Here is a 21,625-nt window from a genome sequence, read left to right as displayed (position 1 = left end):
GTCTGATAGAAACCAAGATGCATTGCATCAAATTATTAGGCGATAAACTCCGTGCGAGAAACTTTCAAAGCCAAGTCAATGAGATTCATGCACGTGTGGCCGTATTAAATAAATTTACAGATTTAGGTCGACCTCACACCCAAGTTGCCACTTAAATTTAGATAACTTGGAAGAAGTTTAGCTTTTGAATGTTTGTGCAACAAAGCCCATTTGATCTCATAGCTACACCTCATCCTCTGCGATCTCATAAACATTATTATGATCATATCAAAAATATAAAAACCTAATTTTTACCCTACACTGACATCTGAGTACTTCCGACACCATTACATATGTACGTTTCCACAAGACTCCAAAACTCCATCATTTTCACAATTACTCTTAAAATGACGTTGAAAAATTCATTCACTTTGAAGAAAAGTTTCATGGATTAGAATATAGGACTATGTAAAATTTGTCCTTTTTGATGCCCATAGACGAGAGCCATTTGGATCTAAATACTCAGAGCCAATTAATATTAATCATCGAGGATGCCCCTAACTCCTAAAAGTTGAGACTTTCAATCACACGGCTATTTTTTATCAGTAATATGGATTAATTTGTGAGAAAAATATGAAAAAAAAAGCCCCCTGTAACTACAGAGGGCTTTTTAAATTTGGCGGAAGCGGTGAGATTCGAACTCACGGAGGGGTATAAGCCCTCGTCGGTTTTCAAGACCGGTGCATTAAACCGCTCTGCCACGCTTCCATGTGCGCCATCATACGGAGCTTTTGTTTTGATGACAAGTAAAACTTACCGTCAAAGCAATCAACTGCATATTGTTTCATCAAAAGTTTATAATTTCGAAGCGATTTCAGCACCTTCACGAATCGCACGCTTCGCATCTAGCTCAGCAGCCAGTTTAGCACCACCAATAATGTGATAATTCGCTAGTGTATTTTGCTCAGCACTTGGCATCAGATCCTTTACAGACTCCTGCCCTGCACACACAACGATAGTATCGACACGTAGCAATTGATCTTGTCCTGCCATATCCACCCAAAGCCCTTCATCAGTCACAGCTTTGTACTGAACCCCACGTAACATACGTACTGCATGCTTTTTCAACTGTGCACGGTGTACCCAGCCCGAAGTTTTGCCCAAACCTGCTCCAAGTGCAGAGGTTTTACGCTGTAATAAATAAATCTCACGAACAGGCGGATGAACTTCTGCGGCCTGCGTGCCTCCTTCAGAAACATAATTCGGGTTTGGATCTACGCCCCATTCACGTTGCCAATCTGCAAGTGGTTGTGGCTGAGGTTGATGCTCTGGTTTCAATAAATACTCAGACACATCAAAACCAATCCCTCCAGCACCAATCACTGCAACCTTTTGACCGACAGGTGCGCCGCGTAACACTTCTGCATAAGACAAGACTTGCGGTGAATCACTCCCTTCGATACGTAATACGCGTGGCACAACACCTGTTGCAATAATAATTTCTTCAAAGCCTTCACGCTCAAGCTGCTCACGATTCACCTTGGTGTTTAAACGTAAGTCGACGCCAGTTTTTTCAATCTGTACTTTGAAATAGCGAATGGTTTCATGAAACTCTTCTTTACCGGGTACAACTTTTGCCAAATTGAACTGTCCACCCACTTCATGACTTGCTTCAAACAGAGTCACTTGGTGTCCACGACTGGCTGCAACTGTCGCGGCTGACATACCTGCGACGCCACCACCCACAACCGCAACTCGTTTCGGTTGTTTCGCTTTCAAATAAACCAACTCAGTTTCAAACGCTGCACGCGGGTTAACTAAACAAGTAGCACGTTGGTTTTTAAAGGTATGATCTAAGCATGCTTGGTTACAAGCGATACACGTATTGATTTCATCGACACGATTGGTCGCTGTTTTATTCACCCAAAAAGCATCAGCCAATAACGGACGCGCCATTTGCACCATATCGGCTTTGCCCGATGCCAAAATCTCTTCTGCCGTGTCTGGCATATTGATACGGTTTGAAGCAATCACTGGCACAGCCACGTGCTTTTTCACTTCCGCAGTATAGTCAACAAAAGCAGCACGTGGCACCGAAGTCACAATGGTCGGAATACGCGCTTCATGCCAGCCAATTCCTGTATTCAATAAGGTAATGCCTGCTTTTTCTAGTGCTTGCGCAATCGTAACCACTTCTTGCATGGTATTGCCGTCATGCACCAAATCGAGCAATGACAAACGGAAGCAAATAATAAATTTCTCGCCGACTTGTGCACGTATCCCTTTGACAATTTCGACCGCAAAACGCATACGGTTTTCAATCGGCCCGCCCCAACGGTCTTCACGTTGGTTCACATGACGGCTTAAGAATTGATTCAGTAAATAACCTTCTGAACCCATAATTTCTACACCGTCATAGCCTGCCTTTTTGGCAAGACTGGCACAGTTAACATAGTCATCAATGGTATTTAAAATTTGCTTTTCAGACATTTGACGCGGTTTAAAAGGCGAAATCGGCGACTTGATTGGACTGGCAGACACAACAAAAGGTTGGTAGCCATAACGTCCAGCATGCAAAATCTGCATTAAAATTTTTGCGCCATGCTTATGTACGGCATGGGTCACTAAACGATGCGGAGCAATATCCCCCAGCGTATTCATCGTCCCGCCCGCAGGAAGAAGCCAACCTTGACGGTTTGGAGAAATCCCGCCTGTAATGATCAGGCCGACTCCGCCTTTAGCACGCTCACCGAAGTATGCAGCCAATTTTGGATAATTATAAAAACGATCTTCCAAGCCCGTATGCATGGAGCCCATCACCACACGGTTTTTAATGGTGGTAAAACCCAAATGTAAGGGTTTTAAAATATGTGCATAGCTATTGGTTGTCATCATGAATCCTTATCTTTGGCTTTGCAACTTGTTGCATACTACTTTAGCTGTTTTTTAAAATATTGGGATGACAATTTATAAAAAATTCTTGGCATCTACGGTCAATCCGACTGAACTCTCAAAAACATACGACAATAAAAAAACCAGTGACGTTGCCCTCACTGGTTTAGTTTTTTAGACCAAAGCCCTTTACTGCCAATGCTTCAGCTTACTGGTTTGACCAATACCCACATTAAAACTATTGGTTGGATCAAGCTTTTCATAATGCGTTCGTAGTGCAGGTTTTGCTACATATAAATGTCCGACATTATGCTCGGCTGGGTATTCGGCCCCACGTGCATCCAGTAAATGCCACATTTGGTGTTCCATCGCCAAAGGATCCACGCCCTTTTTCACAATATAGTCCTGATGAAACACATGACATAAAAAGTGACCATAATAGAGCTTATGAACAATCAGATCATCCATCTCTTTGGGTAAGGTTTCCACCCACTCTCGATCATTACGACGCAATGCGATATCCAGAGCTACAATATCTTCAACTTCTGAACGGTGCGTATCCCGATAGCGAATTGCTGCACCTGCAACGGCAAAGCGATGTAAAAATGCTTTACGTCCTTCTTCCTCGGTACAGTGGAAAAAATCACCTGAGGTTTTATCTTGGAAATAACGTTTTAAAAAGATTTCAACTGTCTCGACATCTTGATTTTCAATCCGAATAACCAAATGATGTTCATACAGGTCACGAAAAGCATTCATCCGTTTCGGTAAATGATTGGGCATGAATTTGGTCACCAGCTGCAAAACTTTATCTGACAGACCTTTCATACCAAATTTTTCTAAGTACGCATCGACCTTATCTTTCATTGCAAATGCAGCAGGTACTTTGGCTGTGCCGAGTTTTTCAATGAACATGAAGGTGTCTTTACCGTACTCTGCCCCAATGTCATAAGCCACGCGGTGGATGTATTCCCCTGCAATCGGCAATCGCGGCAAATCTTTTAGTAAAAAACGGCGGATTTCAGTCAAATCATCATGTGAATTTGTACCCACGTAGAATACTTGGCTTGGAATTTTTTCAAAGGTATCCAAACGTACGGCAAAAACACACACTTTACCCGCCGAACCCGATGCTTCATATAAACGAGATGGATCGGCATTAAAACGCGCGGGCGTATTTTCATCAACTTGTTTAACATCATGTCCATAACGATGGTCCGATGCGCAGCAGCCTGAGTTATTAATAATATCGCCGATTTGATAATTTTTCGTTTCAAGCTTGCTTAGAATTTCTTCAGGTGTTTCGCCTAGGTTCACTCCCAAGTGATTAACCAACTCTAACTGACCATCATCATTAACACGGGCATACAATGCCAGCTCAGTATAAGCAGGACCACGGCGAACCAAAGCACCGCCTGAGTTATTACAGACGCCACCTAAAACTGAAGCTCCAATACACGATGAACCAATCACCGAGTGTGGCTCCCGATTAAATGGCACCAATTCTTTTTCAAGTCGATCTAATGTTGCACCAGGTAGACAAATCACTTGCTGACCGTCATTAATGACCTGAATGCCAACCAAACGACGCGTGCTGATCAGAACCACAGGACGGTCATAGTCATCGCCAAAAGGTGTTGAACCACCAGTCAAACCTGTATTGGCTGCTTGCATAATCACAATACAATCTGCATCAACAGCCGCTTGCAGTACTTGCCACTGTTCCAGTAATGACCCTGGTGCAACAACAGCGAGTACTTTCCCTGCACCGTAACGACGACCTTGGCGGTATAAACGTGTGTCTTTATCGTCAGTTAAAACGTGTTGTTTACCCACAATAGTGATGAGCTTTTGAATAGTTTGCGGTGCGTCTAAATTGGATTGCATTTTATATCCTGCCCATTAATTTTTTGAGCTTTTCAATAAAGCTAGATTATGAAATAACACATTCATTTTTTAAGCGTATTAATCACGGTATTCGATGTCGTGTGGCGGCATGGATGCCGGCGTTGGGCGGGGTACAGGACCTACCCCTCGCCCAACAAAAGATTTTTGTTACTTTTCATCTTTGAAAAGTAAGGTATCGCCTACGCAATTGAACTTAAATTTTTTAATTCAAAATGAGGCAAAGGATGCTTCTTTATATTCATTCGCTTTTATTAGAGAGTTTTACTCAGCCAACTCTCGTTCTAACTTCACTAAACAGTCAGACGTAATATCAGCAATGGTTTTTGCACCTGTTAAAGTCATTGCCACACGCATTTCTTTATCAATTAAATCAAGCAGATTTGAAACACCCTCACCGCCTGCCGCACCTAAAGCATAAACAAAGGCACGACCGAGCATACACGTGTCCGCACCCAACGCCAGCATACGTACCACGTCTAAACCATTACGAATACCCGAATCCGCGAGGATTTTAATATCACCCTTCACTGCATCTGCAATTGGTGGAAGTGCACGTGCAGAAGATAAAACGCCATCCAGCTGACGACCACCATGGTTTGAAACCACAATCCCATCTGCACCGAAACGCACTGCATCTTTGGCATCTTCAGGATCCAAAATTCCTTTAATGACCATTGGCCCATCCCAAAACTCACGAATCCACTCAAGGTCTTTCCACGAAATAGACGGATCAAAGTTAGAACCTAACCAACCAATATAATCTTCTAGACCTGTAGGTTTGCCTAAGTATTTAGAAATATTGCCCAAGTCATGCGGACGTCCCATCATGCCGACATTCCATGCCCAATGTGGATGGAAACACGACTGCATATAACGACGCATTGCTGCATTTGGGCCACTCATACCCGAGTGGGCATCACGGTAACGCGCACCCGGTACAGGCATATCCACGGTAAATACCAAGGTTGAACAGCCTGCCGCTTTAGCACGTTCCAAAGCATTTTTCATGAAACCACGGTCACGCAGCACATAGAGCTGGAACCACATTGGACGCTGAATCGCAGGCGCCACTTCCTCAATTGGACATACTGAAACGGTAGAAAGCGTAAACGGAATACCCTTTTTATCTGCAGCGACCGCAGCTTGAACTTCGCCGCGGCGTGCATACATGCCTGTTAAACCGACAGGAGATAATGCAACAGGCATCGACAAAGTTTCATCAAACAGTTTGGTCTCTAAACTTAACTGTGACATGTCGTTCAGTACACGCTGGCGCAAAGCTATTTTTGATAAATCTTCTACATTACGCTTCAGGGTATATTCTGCATACGCACCACCATCGATGTAATGGAATAAAAATGGCGGTAAACGACGTCGTGCCGCTTCACGGTAGTCATTGGCAGAAGAAATAATCATGCTTATATCCTGTTTAATCGACTGGCGCGCTGACGACGAGCTTCTTCTTCATCAATCATTCGCACCTGTTGTACTACAAACTCAATGTGTCCACAGACTGCTTTACGTGCAGCTTCTGGATCACGACGTTCAATTGCATTCATGACTTGAAAGTGCTGATCATGCAATTGATCAAACCGGTGTGCTTCGCTATAGACTTTTCGGCGTCCCAAAGCGACGTTGAACTGCAACAAATCAAACAGACCACGCATCATCTGAATCAAAACCAAATTATGAGATGCTTCAGCAATCGCTAAATGAAATTTCGCATCTGCACGAGCCGCCTCGTCATCATTTCCCAAAGCCTGAAAATGGTTAATCTGATCATAATGATGTCGGATGTTCACCAGATCTTCTTGGGTTGCGCGTTGTGCTGCATACCAAGTTGTTCCACCTTCTAAAATAATGCGCGCCTCTTGCACATCAAATCGGTAGGCAGGATCTTCACTTATCAAATTACTAATCGGTTGTACGATTTGATAACTGGACCAAGTTGCTGGTAATTGTTTTAAAAAAGTTCCCGCTCCCACTTTGCTGACCAACATACCCATGCTGGTCAACTGCGAAATGGCCTCTCTTAAAGAAGAGCGAGAGACTTGAAGCTGTTCACACAGTTTTCTTTCAGCAGGCAGACGGTCTCCAACTTGCATATTGCTTTGTTCAATCAATACACGCAGGCTTTGTACAGCTTTATCGGAGACTTTCATCTGCTTTCCTTAACGTTGATACACAATTTGTGTTATGGAATCATCCATGGGAACACATAGGCTTGTAGGGTAATCATAATACCCATCATAATTGTGAACGTTATACTGTGTTTTAAGGTAAAACGGAATAAATCAGACTCTTTACCAACCAGTCCTACTGCCGCACACGCAATCGCAATCGATTGCGGTGAAATCATCTTACCGGTCACACCACCGCTGGTATTTGCTGCCACCAGTAAAACTTCTGGCACACCAATTTGCTGAGCTGTAGTAGCCTGAAGTGCTGAAAACAGTGCATTGGCAGAGGTATCTGAACCCGTGAGGAATACACCCAACCAACCCAAGAAAGGCGAGAAGAACGTAAATGCCGAACCTGTATGTGCAAGAGCCAAAGCCAAGGTCGAAGACATACCCGAATAATTTGCGATAAAAGCAAAAGACAACACCATACCAATTGAATAAATGGGAACTTTCAACTCATTCAGAGTTTCACCAAAAGTTACCACAGCATCTTTCGGTTTCATCTTCAAATAGGCAATTGTGATCAATGCTGCAATAAAGATCGCAGTTCCTGTAGCCGAGATCCAATCAAACTTGTAAATCGCGTCATAGTCTTTAATTTCAGCAACCACGGGTGGCATTTTTTGAATCATTTGATGCAAAAATGGCACTTTGATTGAAATCACGAGATCATGCAATGCACCGTCTTTGGCAAATAAATCCTTAAACGGTTTCACACTCCAGATCGTCACCATCACAGTTAAAATCGCGAATGGAGACCATGCTTTTGCAATTTGTCCTACAGTGTATTTTTGCTGTTTTTGTGCAGCCACATCTTCACTCATCGTTGCGTCTTGATCTGCAAAACGGAAAATGTGCTTCGGCTGCCAGTATTTAAACAAAATCGTTAAAGAAACCAAGGATGCAATTGCAGCCGTAATATCAGGTAATTCTGGACCGACAAAGTTAGAAGTTAGGTATTGTGCAATTGCAAAGCTACTTGCACCCACCACAACTGCAGGCCATGTTTCTTTAACACCGCGCCAGCCGTCCATAATTGCCATAATCCAGAACAACACGATTGGCACCATAAATGGTAGCTGACGGCCCACCATTTGGCTGATTTCCATCGTATCAACACCAGAGACTTGTCCAGCAACAATAATTGGAATACCCATTGCACCAAAAGCCACAGGTGCTGTGTTTACGATTAGACAGAGACCTGCTGCATATAACGGTTTAAAGCCTAAACCGACTAATAATGCTGCGGTAATCGCCACAGGAGCACCAAAGCCTGCAGCACCCTCTAAGAAAGTACCGAAAGCAAAACCCACCAACAGCATTTGTAAACGCTGATCTTCAGTAATTGAGAGAATAGAAGAACGAATGATGTCAAACTGGCCTGTCTTCACTGAAATTTTATACAGGAATACCGCACCAATAATGATCCATGCAATTGGCCATAAACCGTAGAGGAAACCATAAGCCATCGATGCGAATGCCATCAGCACCGGCATCTTATAGGTAAATAAAGAGACAAGAAGTGCAAGTACAACAGTGATCGTACCTGCCACACTGCCTTTTAAACGAAATATCGCGAGCGCCAAAAAGAAGAAGATAATCGGAATCAGTGCAATTAGACTTGAAATCCAAATATTCCCCATCGGGTCATACATTTGCTGCCATTGAAGCATTGTCATCTCCTTGAAATGCTTACTAAGATTTAATTTTGAGCATATTATTGGCACTTTTGCCAATATTGGACAGACCAATATGAGCAACCGTAAAGAGAAACAAACCAATAATGACTTATACTTGGCTTATTTTGATTTAAAATGAAGTAAAACTTCAATTAAAAGTTAATATTGGTATGACCAATATCAACTACCTTTATAAACACGATCATATTTCAATCAAATTAATATCATTGTTTTTACTGATATTTTTATGAAAATAATGCTAATTTTAGACTTTAGTCTAATAATATAAAAAATAATCACCGAACTTAAATCCAGCTTAATACTCAAAAAATGGAAAAATCACACAATATTGGTAATACCAATTTAAAACCAAACCAACCTCCCCACTTTTTTGATTAATTTACAGCCTAAACATCTTCTAAAAAGACAAAAATTGAGCACACAATATAGAAACCGATTTTATCCAGATTTTTTTCAACAGTATCGATATGCACATGAGCCTTAATATTTTTAAAGCCCTATGATTTTTTAGAAAAACCATTTGGAAAAGTGCTACAATCGCGGACATATGTATTCTTTCAGGCCACCCATTCTCGGTGCCTATATTTATATCGTTAGGATTAACAATGACTGATAATGCAACTATCTTGCAGAATGTCCCAGTTGGCAAAAAAGTTGGTATTGCCTTCTCTGGTGGTCTAGATACTTCAGCTGCACTTTTGTGGATGAAACAAAAAGGCGCAGAACCTTATGCTTATACAGCAAACTTAGGTCAGCCTGATGAAGACGACTACGATGCGATTCCAAAAAAAGCGGAAGCGTATGGCGCAGTCAAAGCTCGCTTAGTTGACTGCCGTTTACAGCTTGCACTTGAAGGTATTGCTGCAATTCAATGTGGTGCGTTCCACATTTCAACTGGTGGTGTACCGTATTTCAACACGACGCCATTGGGTCGCGCAGTAACAGGGACTATGCTTGTTACCGCAATGAAAGAAGATGATGTCAACATCTGGGGTGATGGTTCAACATATAAAGGAAACGATATTGAACGTTTCTACCGTTATGGTTTGTTGACCAACCCTGCACTTAAAATCTATAAGCCTTGGTTAGACCAAACGTTTATTGATGAATTAGGTGGCCGTGCTGAAATGTCGCAATTCTTGATCGACAACGGCTTTGACTACAAAATGTCAAAAGAAAAAGCGTATTCAACTGACTCAAACATGTTGGGTGCGACCCACGAAGCAAAAGATCTTGAATACCTCAATGCAGGGATCAAAATTGTTGACCCAATCATGGGCGTTGCATTCTGGAAAGACGACGTAGAAGTTAAAGCTGAAGAAGTATCGATTACTTTTGAAGAAGGCTTCCCTGTTGCAATTAATGGTCAACGTATCGAAGACCCTGTTGAGTTCATTCTTGAAGCCAACCGTATTGGTGGTCGTCATGGTCTAGGTATGTCTGACCAAATCGAAAACCGTATTATTGAAGCAAAATCTCGCGGTATTTATGAAGCACCAGGTATGGCACTTCTACATATTGCTTATGAGCGCTTGGTTACTGGTATTCATAACGAAGACACGATTGAACAGTACCGTATTAACGGTCTACGTTTAGGTCGTTTACTTTACCAAGGTCGTTGGTTCGACTCTCAAGCATTAATGCTTCGTGAAACTGCACAGCGTTGGGTTGCCAAAGCCATCACTGGTACTGTGACTTTAGAGCTTCGTCGTGGTAATGACTACACCATCATGAACACTGAGTCTGAAAACCTCACTTATGAAGCTGAGCGTTTGACGATGGAGAAAGGCGATTCAATGTTTACGCCAATGGACCGTATTGGTCAGTTAACTATGCGTAACTTGGACATCACAGATACTCGTGCGAAACTTGGTATTTATACCAATACTGGTTTATTAGCTGTAGGTACTGGTTCTGCTGTTCCACAGTTAAAAGACAAAAACAAATAAGTTTGTTGAATGTCAAAAAAACCGCTCATAAGAGCGGTTTTTTTTATTTTAGCGATTCATTCTATACAAGTCGATGTGGTTAAGGGCTGATAATAAATCTGGTTACGCCCCAATTGCTTGGCGCGGTATAAAGCCTGATCTGCGATACCCAGCAACTCGACTTTACTCAAATCCACCTCACCTTTAAAGACCGTAATTCCTAAACTAATGGTGACAAATGGAGATACTTCAGACATTTGATGCGGAATTTCCAAACGTTCAATCGCTCGGTAAATATTTGAAGCCACCGCATAAGCGCCATGTGCATCAGTTTCAGGTAATAACACCACAAACTCTTCGCCGCCATAACGCGCCACAAAATCCATATGCCGAATCGCATTTTTAATAGATTTTGCAATCGATGAAATCACATCATCGCCCTTTTGGTGACCATAACAGTCGTTATATTTTTTGAAAAAATCAACATCAATAAACAAAATCGACAAGGGTGTTTCATCCTGACGTGATTGCTCATAATAAGTATCCATCATTTCGTCAAAATTACGCCGATTTGATATCTTCGTCAGCTCATCATTCTGACTCAAATGCAGCAATTCTGAAGTATGTATTCGATGTATTTTTTCACTAATTTTAGCGCGACGAATATTTAAAAAAATGATGCGCTCGCGGGCGTAGATCATACGGCTGATGATAAACCCCAGCAAACAGCTACCAAACATTACACGCCCCATCACGATCGCATCAAACTTGACCAGAGTCGAAATCAGGACTAAAAATGAAACCCCAGCGGCTGCCATACCAGTCATAAAAACATATCCTGGTTTTACCCCAGTCAGCAAATACCCCAAGACATAAATCATGCAAATGATCATCATCGCTTGATGACGCAAAGCTTCGGTATGCACCGATATGGTCAACCAAGTCGTCGAGACCACGGCCCAAAACACAGCAAACATGGCTGCATAGGCAAAAAAAGGCTTCAGCTTGACAAAATGTGAAAAAACATAAAGAAATAAAAGACAAACTGCACCATTTAGCAGCCCCAATAAGCAATGAATAAAATCTTGTTTAAAGTGAGACTGTTCAATAATCCAGTAATCCCCCGGAATCGTCAAAATGGCGAAAATAAAATAAGCCAAAACACCAGACCAAAGAAAGTCATTAATATTGCGACGTGCGCGCTCTAAGTTTAATCGCCAAAACTCTTGTTCTAATTTCTGAGGAAAAACCTGACCAATGCGACGGTTGTGTCGTGTAATCAGCTCTTCCATTTTTTCTTTGTCATACTGAAGTTTGGCGAGGTTGTATTTATATTCCATACCAGACCAGATTTAATTCTTGTAGTTGCCTAAAAATAACACAAAATTACAAAGATAAATCATAATAATCAGACAAGATGCCTTTATTTGTCATTACCATTTTTGGCGCATATGCATTATCATCTGTTTTATTTCTTTGACAGAAATCGCCTTGAATACGATTACGATTCTCCAGCCAGATGATTGGCACGCTCACCTTCGTGATGGTCTTGCATTACAACGTACGGTTCCCGATTTAGCCCAACAGTTTTCACGCGCTATTTGTATGCCAAATACCGTACCGCCTGTTAAAACGGTTGAGGAAGCGAATGCGTACCGTGAACGCATCATGGCGCACGTACCAGAAGGTAATGCTTTCGACCCACGTATGGTGTTGTATTTTACTGACACAACTTCACCTGAAGAAGTCAAGAAAATTAAAAACTCTGAGTTTGTAAATGCGATTAAACTCTACCCTGCTGGCGCGACCACCAATTCAGACAATGGTGTAAGCGACATTCGTAAAGTCTATGCCGTTATTGAGCAACTTGAAGAACATCAGGTTCCATTACTGCTGCATGGTGAAGTCACACACAATCATGTCGATATTTTCGACCGTGAAAAGCGATTCTTAGACGAAGTTCTTTCTCCGTTGCTAAAGCAATTTCCAAAACTGAAATTGGTTTTAGAACACATTACCACCAGTGAAGCGGCCAACTTTGTTTTAGAACAAGACCGCAATGTCGCTGCAACCATTACCCCGCAGCATTTACTGTTTAACCGCAATGATATGTTGGTTGGTGGCATTAAACCGCACTTCTATTGCTTACCCATTTTAAAACGTCAAACCCATCAGCAAACTTTGCTCGAAGTTGCGACCAGTGCCAACCCTAAGTTTTTCTTAGGCACAGACAGTGCACCACACTCTAAAAATGCCAAAGAAAATGCATGTGGATGTGCAGGCTGCTACAGCGCACCAACGGCAATTGAACTTTATGCTCAAGCCTTTGATCAAGTGGGTAAACTTGAACGCCTTGAAGGTTTTGCCAGCCACTTTGGTGCAGACTTCTACGGTCTACCGCGCAATACTTCAACAATTACACTGGTAAAAGAAGACCAAGTCATCCCTGAGAGTTTAGACTATTTGGATGGTGAACAGATTATTCCGCTGTATGCGGGTAAAACCATTCAATGGAGAAAAGTGTGACAAATGAAACATTGCCAATAATTGGTCAGCGTTTCCGTGGTTTTCTACCTGTTGTTGTCGATGTCGAAACAGCAGGTTTTAATGCACAGACCGATGCCTTATTGGAAATTGCTGCAATTCCGATTATTTATAATGAAGAAGGTCAATTTGTACCGGGCCCTGCACATCATGCGCATATCAATCCCTTTGAAGGTGCAAATCTAGACCGTCGTTCACTGGACTTTATTGGTATTGATCCCTTTAATCCCATGCGCATGGCCATGGCTGAAGACGAAAAAACAGCATTAAAACGTATTTTTAAAGCCGTCAATGAAGTCCGTCGCCAACAGAACTGTACACATGCGGTCTTGGTCGGTCATAACGCCCACTTTGATTTAGGCTTTGTACAAGCAGCGATTGCACGTACAGGTACTAAAAATCAAAACCCATTTCACAGTTTTTCAGTATTTGACACCGTCACCCTAAGTGCTGTGATGTTTGGTCAGACTGTTCTTGCGAAGTCATGTATTCAAGCTGGGATAGAGTTCGATGGTAAAGAGGCCCACTCGGCTTTATACGATACTCAAAAGACCGCCGAACTGTTCTGTTATATTTTGAACAAACTCGCACCACACCTACTTGACACTCTGATGGCGGATCAATAAGATACCGCCATCCTCGCAACGTCCCTATCGTCTAGAGGCCTAGGACATCGCCCTTTCACGGCGGTAACCGGGGTTCGAATCCCCGTAGGGACGCCATCTTATTCTATTTCTAGAACACATCACTTTTCATTTAATCGGCTATTGACCACCGATGTTTCATTTCAGTTTTAACCATACGCTCGCTATACTATGGTCTGTGTTTTTCAAGGTTGATTGTTATGCTTAAGAAAATTCTAATCTTTTTATTAATTCTATCGCCTTCTATTTTTTATCTATGGTTTGTCCAACAAGGAACCAATAACACTAAACAAGACCCTGTCGCACAAGAAATCCACTCAAGTGTTGAAAACAGCCCTTCTTACCCAACACCTGACCACTAAAAGATAGTCTTTAAGCATTTGTTTTTTAAATTGATACCGATAGTTCATCAGAAAATTTCAATTCACGTGATTTTTCATCTTATTAAAAACTAGAATATAACTTTAAGCCCATTCTTTGATTTTCTATGCAATCTGCAACGCCGCCTTCGCAGTCGTCAACTGATTCACTGCAAAATACCTCATTAAAACGTGCCATGAGCACACGCCACCTGATCATGTTATCGCTTGGTGGTGCCATTGGTACAGGCCTGTTCATGGGCTCAGGCGAAGTGATCTCTCAGGCAGGCCCTCTCGGTGCTGTGCTGGCTTATATTATTGGGGGTTTGATCGCATATATGGTCATGCTTTGCCTTGGAGAGCTTGCAGTACATTTACCTGTTTCTGGTTCATTTGGTGCCTTTGCAACACGTTATATTGGCCCTGGCACAGGTTATATGGTGTCGTGGATGTATTGGCTCGGCTGGTCGGCAACACTTGGCACCGAATTTACCGCAGCAGCCATTTTGGTACAGGAATGGTTCCCACATACGTCGATCTGGTTATGGACGCTAATCTTTGCCAGTGGCGTCCTGATTTCAAACCTTAGTTCAACCCGAGCTTTTGCAGAGTCTGAGTTTTGGCTGTCCATGATTAAAGTCGCAACTGTACTTATTTTCATTCTATTAGGCTTTGCCTGTATTTTCGGTGTTATCCCTTTTCAAGGGTATGAATCTGCCCCCTTATTTAACAGCTTAACCGCACAAGGCTGGCTACCAAATGGCCTTATTCCGTTGTTTACCACCTTATTAATTGTGAACTTTGCCTTTAATGGCACAGAAATGATTGGTATTGCCGCAGGTGAAACTGAAAACCCAGAAAAAAATGTACCCAAAGCCATTCATGCCGCGGTTTGGCGCCTGATTATTTTCTTTGTTGGTACCATCATTGTCATCAGTTCGCTACTTAGCTACACAAACACAGGTTTGCAAGTAGGTGGACATGGCGGCTTAAGCAGCAGCCCGTTTGTGACTGTATTTACCCAGATGGGTATTCCTTACGCCGAAGATTTTATCCGTTTTGTGATTATCACGGCATTATTATCAACCGCAAACTCAGGCTTATATGCTGCATCTCGTATGATGTGGGCCCTGTCCTCACAAAACCAACTCCCCAAGCTTTTTGCCAAAGTAAGTAAATCTGGGGTGCCTTATATTGCCATTTGGGTCACCATGATTGGTGGCTTACCAGGCTTGCTCTCTGAGCAGTTTGGTGCAGATGTCATTTTTAAGAACTTGATGGGTGTTGCAGCATTCACTATGGTGATTGTCTGGATGAGTATTTGCTGGAGTCAGTTTAACTTCCGTCGCCAATGGTTAAAGCAAGGTCATGCTTTATCGGAATTGAAATTCCGTACCCCGTGGTATCCGTTGGTTCCGATCCTAGGCTTTATCTGCTGTACTGCGACAGGTTTAAGTATGGCGGCAGACCCTGAAATGCTTTCAGGTTTTATTGGCTGCTTGCTCTTTATGGCCGCTTGCTATACCAGTTACTATTGGCTCTATCACAATAAAAACTAAGCATCTTCAGCAAAGTGAGCTCAAGCTTATTTTTTGAGCTCACTTTTGCAACAATAAAAAATTCATTCAATTTAATTACTTGTTTTGCCTAATGTTTGAACTTTCAACCATCACAGAGCAAAAACCCTTTTGACAAATAGGCCTTTAATCCTTAATATACGCATCACCTCACAACGTCCCTATCGTCTAGAGGCCTAGGACATCGCCCTTTCACGGCGGTAACCGGGGTTCGAATCCCCGTAGGGACGCCATCTCTTGATCTTATCCGATCAACACTTATTCATAATTACTATTATTTCATTGCAGATTTGCAGTTTTTCACTACAATAGCCCGCTTCATTCCTGAACTTATTAACGCTTATGCACTCATCTCCGAATGATGCTTCGCATCAGGGCAATTCTGCGCCTTTAAAACGCGCTATGAGTACTCGACATCTGGTTATGATTTCGCTTGGTGGCGCAATCGGGACTGGCCTATTTTTAGGATCGGGTGAAGTCATTGCACAAACGGGGCCTGTAGGTGCCATTATTTCTTATTTCCTCGGCGGGATCATTGCATATATGGTCATGCTGTGTTTAGGGGAACTTGCTGTTCATATGCCTGAGTCTGGCTCATTTGGCGCCTATGCCAAACGCTATATCGGACCAGGTACAGGTTATACCATCACATGGCTGTACTGGCTAACGTGGTCAGTCACGCTAGGAACCGAGTTTACAGCTGCCGCACTGCTCATGCAGGAGTGGTTTCCAGATAGTTCAATGTGGATGTGGACTCTAATTTTTGGTGCATTTGTATTTAGTTTAAATATGATTTCGACCAAATGGTTCGCTGAATCTGAGTTTTGGTTGGCTTTAGTCAAAGTTATCACCGTTGTTATTTTTATTTTATTGGGTCTACTCGCTATTTTTGGCGTGATTGGCTACAGAGGCTATGAAGCTGCGCCTTTATTTAGCAACTTAACAGCTCAGGGTTGGTTCCCAGAAGGCTTGTTCCCTATCTTTACCACCATGTTGATCGTGAACTTTGCATTTTCTGGTACAGAGCTGATTGGTGTTGCTGCGGGTGAAACCAAAGATCCTGCTAAGAATGTACCCAAAGCCATCAATACTGCGATTTTCCGCTTATTGATTTTCTTTGTGGGTACCATATTGGTCGTGACTTCACTCCTTCCGCATCAAGAGGCAGGTTTAGCGGCTGAAGGCGTGAGTAGTAGTCCATTTGTAACCGTATTCCAACACATTGGCATTCCTTATGCTGAAGATATCATTCGTTTTGTGATTATCACTGCGTTGCTATCTGCTGCGAACTCGGGACTATTTGCCGCTTCGCGTATGATGTGGTCGTTGTCTTACCAAAAACAGTTGCCAGCAGTCTTCTCAAAAATCAATGCACGTGGTGTCCCTTATGTGGCAGTCATCGTGACCATGATTGGGGGGATGCCGGGTTTACTGTCTGAACAGTTTGCACCTGAAGCCATTTTTACAAACCTTTTAGGTATTGCAGCGTTTACCATGGTCGTCGTTTGGATGAGTATTTGCTTAAGCCAATTTAACTTCCGTCGCCAATGGTATAAACAAGGACGTAAAAAAGAAGAATTAGGTTTTGCAGCACCCCTGTTCCCTATTGTGCCAATCCTTGGCTTTATCTTCTGTTTTATCACCTGCGTCAGTATGGTGTTTGATCCAAGTATGCGTATTAGCTTCTTTGGTTGTTTGCTGTTTATTGCAGTATGTTATGCAAGTTATTACACCTTTTATCACAAGAAATCTTAATCCTTACTGTTAAAAAGAGCGACTTCGGTCGCTCTTTTTTTTATACTGTTTTTATCGAGTACATCATCGGTGCATGCCTGATGAATATTGTATGGATTCATGGGATGAATCAGCAGCACAAGACTGCGCGTACCCTGCTTCAACATTGGCTTATGATCTTACAACAGGTACTGAGCGAACTTGGCCGTGCAAATGACCTTCGCTATCTTCAGCGGCACAGTCGGCTGGCCTTTTACGGAGATCTTCTAACACGTCAGCATTTAGAAAACACCCTCAATGCCAGCACCCTCATGCCACAACATTGGTCTCCTTTTTCTTTTTTACATCCTATTCACCTGACGCACACCGCTGCACCCAATATCGAACATCAAGCTGAAATTTCTAAAAACCCCCAGCTCACCATTTCAGATGAACTCTCATTCAATAATAAAATTAAATACATCAGCCTCCTCAGCAAAGATCTGGCCTTACGCGACTTAGCTAGTTTAATCAACCACTTCCCAGAGCTGCATAGTAGCTTTATTCATCGTTTTTTGATGGAAGCGTATCTATATTTATCCAATCCACACTTCATCCACACCGTGCATACGCGTCTGCATGAGCACTTACACGGTACGAAACCCAATATTGTGATTGCCCACTCTTTAGGCAGCGTGATTGCCTATAATTATTTAATTCGACACCCTGAACTTAAGATTCAAGCACTAATTACCCTCGGTTCACCACTTGCTTTTCGCGTTATCCAGTGCCATTTACAGCAACCTATTCAACGGCCTGCAGCTTTATGTGGCGATTGGATCAATTTTTATTCAGATGCTGATTTTCTGAGTGCTTTTCCACTGAACCAAAAACCGTTTGCTTTTACTCCCGCCATTATCAACAAGCAAATCACCACCGATCTTGCTCATCCTCATCTGATCGAAGGCTATTTACGCCATCCCGAGTTCATCAACAACTTGCTTAAGTTGCTTAAAAAATCGGCTTAAATCATATGATTTTTAATCATTTTATCTAGATTGTTTTAAATTTATGCACTCAACACTTAAAACTAGAATTATTTAGAGAAAAGCGTTTGACACCCCTCTATTTTCGCCCTAATATACGCCCACCTCTGAAACGTCCCTATCGTCTAGAGGCCTAGGACATCGCCCTTTCACGGCGGTAACCGGGGTTCGAATCCCCGTAGGGACGCCAATTTCAGAAGTAAAGTTTTATTAAGTCCCTATCGTCTAGAGGCCTAGGACATCGCCCTTTCACGGCGGTAACCGGGGTTCGAATCCCCGTAGGGACGCCATTACTTAAGATCAAAAGTAATTGGTTTTAAAACATCACTTCTGTACTGTCCCTATCGTCTAGAGGCCTAGGACATCGCCCTTTCACGGCGGTAACCGGGGTTCGAATCCCCGTAGGGACGCCATATTCGAGATTGATTCTTTCTAAAGTCATCTCACAAAAAAGCCCAAGCATTATGACTTGGGCTTTTTTATTGCTTGTCTATTTACGATCAACTTCAATTAAAGCGGTCGAGGCAAAAATAGCCTGTGGCGCAATCACAGTTTCATTCAAGGGAATGTTTTTCCCATATCGCTGTTGCATGAGTTGCTTGACTTCAGGCGAACTTAAATTAAATTGCTTCAGTTTGGATAACGGCGCCAACTCAATGCCTAAAGCATCATGATAGGCCTTCCAGACTATTTCTGAGCAATATAAAGCACGATTGTCCCACTCAAAATAAAGATCATAAGGCTGGCCTAAGTATTGTTCTGCGTTCTTGATCAAGTGCTGCTTTTGCTGAACAGTCAAATTCGTTTTAAAGCGCTTCACCACATAATGCCGTTCAACCCCGCGATCAATCCACTGCTGAAGTGCAGTATATTTCACAGGCTGAACCGCCTCTAAAACCCATGATTTTCCATTTTTATGAACAATTAAACCCATATGGCTATAACGGGACTTGGTCGCTTTTTGTATCCCTAAACTTTGCTGAGACTTCGAAACATGAAAAATAATATCGCCCGTTTGATAGGACATATTCGCCCATAGCAGCTGAGGACTTACCAACAGTAAAACAGCACTTAAAATCGCAACATTTCTATTTTTCATCCTAGATTTCCTTTATTCTTCTTTTATAGATACGATCAATCACTTAAAACTAAAAATATTTATGATCTTACATCATCTTCAAAACTCGCGTTCACAACGTATTCTTTGGCTACTTGAGGAACTTGAGCTATCTTATGAACTCAAGCTGTATGATGCAACACAAGCTAGACAAACGAATCTGAAATTTCCAACGCTCGACATTCCACATTATACTCAGACGATACGACTTACGGAAAGCAGCGCAATCGTAGAATACTTATGCCAACTGTGCCAGAAGTTGATTATTCCTCATAAGCATACACAGTATTGGAACTTCTGTTTTTATAGCCATTATAGCGATGCCAGTCTCATGCCCAATTTGGCATTGAAACAAGTTTTCCAACACATTAAACAACAAACACCTTTGCTTGTACGTTTTGTGAGTTTGGCCTTTCAAAGCGCGTTCAATCGTGCTTATTTAAACCCTGAGCTACATCGGCAACTTAAAGAAATTGATACCCACTTAAGCACGCATTCATACTTTGCAGGCGATGTGTTTAGTTATGTGGATATCTTGATGTGGTTTCCAATCTATGCGGCCAGTTATGCCACTCCGCAGTTTGCCCAGTATCAGTCTATTCAACACTATTTCACCCAAAAACAAAGCAGACCTGCCTTTAATGCTGCAATGGCACGTGGGCAATGGTCTGCTTCTTATTTTGAACACTATTGGTCTATCACACAGTGAGGCTATGCTTAAGCTGACTTTCTAGAGTTGACTTGCCCCTTAATCACGGCTTTCACATTGCCTTTTAAATAATTAAAAAACACTTTGAGCGGTGACAGTTTCGGATTTGGTTGTTTACCTTCTGCGATATCCTTAAATTGTGCGGCATACCAGATCACTTCCATAATCGCCATTTTATCAATCATCGAAATACCTGTTTTGATCTTATCGACTGCATAACGTACATCTTGCCCTGCAATTAAACGATTGGTCACGTCGGGTTCTACCGCAAATGGACGCGCCATCCCAATAAAATCACACGCGCCACTCGCTAAGGCTGCGTTCATACCCGCAGCAGTACGAAAACCGCCTGTCACCATCAGCTTACACTGGACTTGTTCACGAATTTTTTCAGCAAACTCTAAAAAGTAAGCCTCACGTGCAATGGTCGACGCTTTACGTTTTTCTTGCTTCACCCCTGCCATCGCAGGTGCTTCATAGCTGCCCCCTGAAATTTCAATCAAATCAATCCCAGCCGCATCAATAGCTTTAAATGTCGCAATGACATCTTCTTCACTAATCCCGCCACGCTGAAAATCTGCTGAATTAAGTTTGACAGAAATAATAAACTGATCCGAGGTCGCTGCACGTACCGCTTTATAAATTTCCAATAAAAAACGCATGCGGTTTTCAGCAGAGCCACCCCATTGATCTTGGCGTTTATTGGTCAACGGCGATAAAAACTGACTGATAAGATAACCATGCGCACCATGTAATTGCACGCCTTCAAAACCCGCTTTTTCACAGATGGCGGCTGAAGTTGCAAAACGTTGGATAATATCAAGGATTTCATCTTCACGAAGCGCTCGCGGCGTTCCGAAGCTCATTGCTAAAGCAGGGCTAAACGGTACTGCTGAAGGTGCAACCGTTTCCTTATTTAAACCCTTAGGACATTGACGGCCCGGATGTGACAACTGCACCAATTGCACCATGCCATGTTTTTTACCAATCGCAGCCCATTGTTTTAGTGGTTCTAAGTCACGTTCGGTTTCAATCACCACCACGCCTGGTTCATTTTTAGCTCGGAAGTCCACCATCACATTACCTGTAATGGCACAGCCTAGGCCTCCTTTTGCCCAAGCCTCATACAAGCCTAAGTGCAAATGATTCGGCTGGCCAGCATGATTGGCCAGTGCTTCACTCATTGCCCCTTTAATCATCTTATTTTTAAAATGGACCTGCCCAATGTCGATTGCGCTTGCAAGCTGGCTCATGAAAATTCATCCTTTAATATTTTTTAGTGTTTTTACTCTATGTGTTTTTTGGCTACAGTCAAGAGAATTTGAC

15 protein-coding genes, 6 tRNA genes and 1 pseudogene are annotated in these 21,625 nt (G+C 42.5%); 13 read left to right on the top strand and 9 right to left on the bottom strand.

The window, feature by feature from the left end:
- Nucleotides 1-155, top strand: a pseudogene (locus tag HYI04_RS10355) (IS5/IS1182 family transposase); the annotation flags it as partial.
- A 501-nt stretch (nucleotides 156-656) separates the two neighbouring features.
- Here the strand turns inward: HYI04_RS10355 and HYI04_RS10350 are convergent.
- The 6 genes from HYI04_RS10350 to lldP all read right to left on the bottom strand — a co-directional run bounded on the left by HYI04_RS10350 (nucleotide 657) and on the right by lldP (nucleotide 8,641).
- A tRNA-Ser gene (locus HYI04_RS10350) sits at nucleotides 657-747 on the bottom strand.
- A gap of 87 nt (nucleotides 748-834) precedes the next feature.
- Complete coding sequence (locus HYI04_RS10345) at nucleotides 835-2,871, bottom strand: NADPH-dependent 2,4-dienoyl-CoA reductase (protein ID WP_010326374.1); 2,037 nt, start codon at nucleotides 2,869-2,871, stop codon at nucleotides 835-837.
- A 189-nt stretch (nucleotides 2,872-3,060) separates the two neighbouring features.
- Complete coding sequence (gene dld, locus HYI04_RS10340; RefSeq protein ID WP_010326373.1) at nucleotides 3,061-4,758, bottom strand: D-lactate dehydrogenase; 1,698 nt, start codon at nucleotides 4,756-4,758, stop codon at nucleotides 3,061-3,063.
- Nucleotides 4,759-5,040: 282 nt separating this feature from the next.
- A complete protein-coding gene (gene lldD, locus HYI04_RS10335) occupies nucleotides 5,041-6,195 on the bottom strand; it encodes an FMN-dependent L-lactate dehydrogenase LldD (protein WP_005399760.1) in 1,155 nt (384 codons plus the stop codon).
- Between the two features lie 2 nt (nucleotides 6,196-6,197).
- Complete coding sequence (lldR, locus tag HYI04_RS10330; protein WP_010326372.1) at nucleotides 6,198-6,941, bottom strand: transcriptional regulator LldR; 744 nt, start codon at nucleotides 6,939-6,941, stop codon at nucleotides 6,198-6,200.
- A 32-nt stretch (nucleotides 6,942-6,973) separates the two neighbouring features.
- Nucleotides 6,974-8,641 (bottom strand): L-lactate permease, encoded by a 1,668-nt coding sequence (gene lldP / locus HYI04_RS10325; protein WP_171056716.1) that lies wholly within the window; start codon nucleotides 8,639-8,641, stop codon nucleotides 6,974-6,976.
- Nucleotides 8,642-9,267: 626 nt separating this feature from the next.
- Between lldP and argG the strand changes: the two genes are divergently transcribed.
- A complete protein-coding gene (argG, locus tag HYI04_RS10320) occupies nucleotides 9,268-10,611 on the top strand; it encodes an argininosuccinate synthase (protein WP_004694013.1) in 1,344 nt (447 codons plus the stop codon).
- Between the two features lie 56 nt (nucleotides 10,612-10,667).
- On the opposite strand, the gene HYI04_RS10315 is transcribed toward argG, so the two are convergent.
- A complete protein-coding gene (locus HYI04_RS10315; RefSeq protein WP_010326369.1) occupies nucleotides 10,668-11,930 on the bottom strand; it encodes a GGDEF domain-containing protein in 1,263 nt (420 codons plus the stop codon).
- A gap of 151 nt (nucleotides 11,931-12,081) precedes the next feature.
- On the opposite strand from HYI04_RS10315, the gene pyrC reads away from it, so the two are divergent.
- The 10 genes from pyrC (at nucleotide 12,082) to HYI04_RS10265 (ending at nucleotide 18,886) form a co-directional block, all read left to right on the top strand.
- Complete coding sequence (pyrC, locus tag HYI04_RS10310; protein WP_010326368.1) at nucleotides 12,082-13,116, top strand: dihydroorotase; 1,035 nt, start codon at nucleotides 12,082-12,084, stop codon at nucleotides 13,114-13,116.
- Complete coding sequence (gene rnt, locus HYI04_RS10305; protein ID WP_010326367.1) at nucleotides 13,101-13,760, top strand: ribonuclease T; 660 nt, start codon at nucleotides 13,101-13,103, stop codon at nucleotides 13,758-13,760. The genes pyrC and rnt overlap by 16 nt, the downstream gene beginning before the upstream one ends.
- 20 nt (nucleotides 13,761-13,780) lie before the next feature.
- A tRNA-Glu gene (locus HYI04_RS10300) sits at nucleotides 13,781-13,856 on the top strand.
- 409 nt (nucleotides 13,857-14,265) lie between these two features.
- Nucleotides 14,266-15,696, top strand: a complete 1,431-nt coding sequence (locus tag HYI04_RS10295; RefSeq protein ID WP_010326366.1) for an amino acid permease — start codon at nucleotides 14,266-14,268, stop codon at nucleotides 15,694-15,696.
- Between the two features lie 175 nt (nucleotides 15,697-15,871).
- Nucleotides 15,872-15,947 (top strand) — tRNA-Glu (locus tag HYI04_RS10290).
- Between the two features lie 109 nt (nucleotides 15,948-16,056).
- Entirely contained in the window at nucleotides 16,057-17,469 is a 1,413-nt protein-coding gene (locus HYI04_RS10285; protein ID WP_058952081.1) for an amino acid permease, read from the top strand.
- A gap of 80 nt (nucleotides 17,470-17,549) precedes the next feature.
- Nucleotides 17,550-18,455 carry an alpha/beta hydrolase gene (locus HYI04_RS10280; RefSeq protein WP_058952526.1) on the top strand — a complete coding sequence of 302 codons (906 nt, stop codon included), beginning with the start codon at nucleotides 17,550-17,552 and terminating at the stop codon, nucleotides 18,453-18,455.
- Nucleotides 18,456-18,587: 132 nt separating this feature from the next.
- Nucleotides 18,588-18,663: transfer RNA gene (locus HYI04_RS10275), tRNA-Glu, on the top strand.
- A 24-nt stretch (nucleotides 18,664-18,687) separates the two neighbouring features.
- Nucleotides 18,688-18,763: transfer RNA gene (locus tag HYI04_RS10270), tRNA-Glu, on the top strand.
- 47 nt (nucleotides 18,764-18,810) lie between these two features.
- Nucleotides 18,811-18,886 (top strand) — tRNA-Glu (locus tag HYI04_RS10265).
- 77 nt (nucleotides 18,887-18,963) lie between these two features.
- Here HYI04_RS10265 and HYI04_RS10260 read toward each other — a convergent pair.
- On the bottom strand, nucleotides 18,964-19,572 hold the full coding sequence (locus HYI04_RS10260; RefSeq protein ID WP_010326364.1) for a YiiX family permuted papain-like enzyme: 609 nt from the start codon (nucleotides 19,570-19,572) through the stop codon (nucleotides 18,964-18,966).
- Between the two features lie 61 nt (nucleotides 19,573-19,633).
- Here HYI04_RS10260 and HYI04_RS10255 point away from each other — a divergent pair, with 61 nt between their 5' ends.
- Nucleotides 19,634-20,299 carry a glutathione binding-like protein gene (locus HYI04_RS10255; protein ID WP_010326363.1) on the top strand — a complete coding sequence of 222 codons (666 nt, stop codon included), beginning with the start codon at nucleotides 19,634-19,636 and terminating at the stop codon, nucleotides 20,297-20,299.
- A gap of 8 nt (nucleotides 20,300-20,307) precedes the next feature.
- Here HYI04_RS10255 and HYI04_RS10250 read toward each other — a convergent pair whose 3' ends face one another.
- Nucleotides 20,308-21,552: an NADH:flavin oxidoreductase/NADH oxidase family protein gene (locus HYI04_RS10250; protein ID WP_010326362.1), complete on the bottom strand. Its 1,245-nt coding sequence runs from the start codon at nucleotides 21,550-21,552 to the stop codon at nucleotides 20,308-20,310.
- Between the last annotated feature and the right edge of the window lie 73 nt (nucleotides 21,553-21,625).

The organism is Acinetobacter sp. SwsAc2, from assembly GCF_013391465.1.
Taxonomy (GTDB): Bacteria; Pseudomonadota; Gammaproteobacteria; order Pseudomonadales; family Moraxellaceae; genus Acinetobacter; species Acinetobacter johnsonii.
Note: the sequence above shows the minus strand (reverse complement) of the source record. Positions and strands in the feature narration are given on the sequence as shown.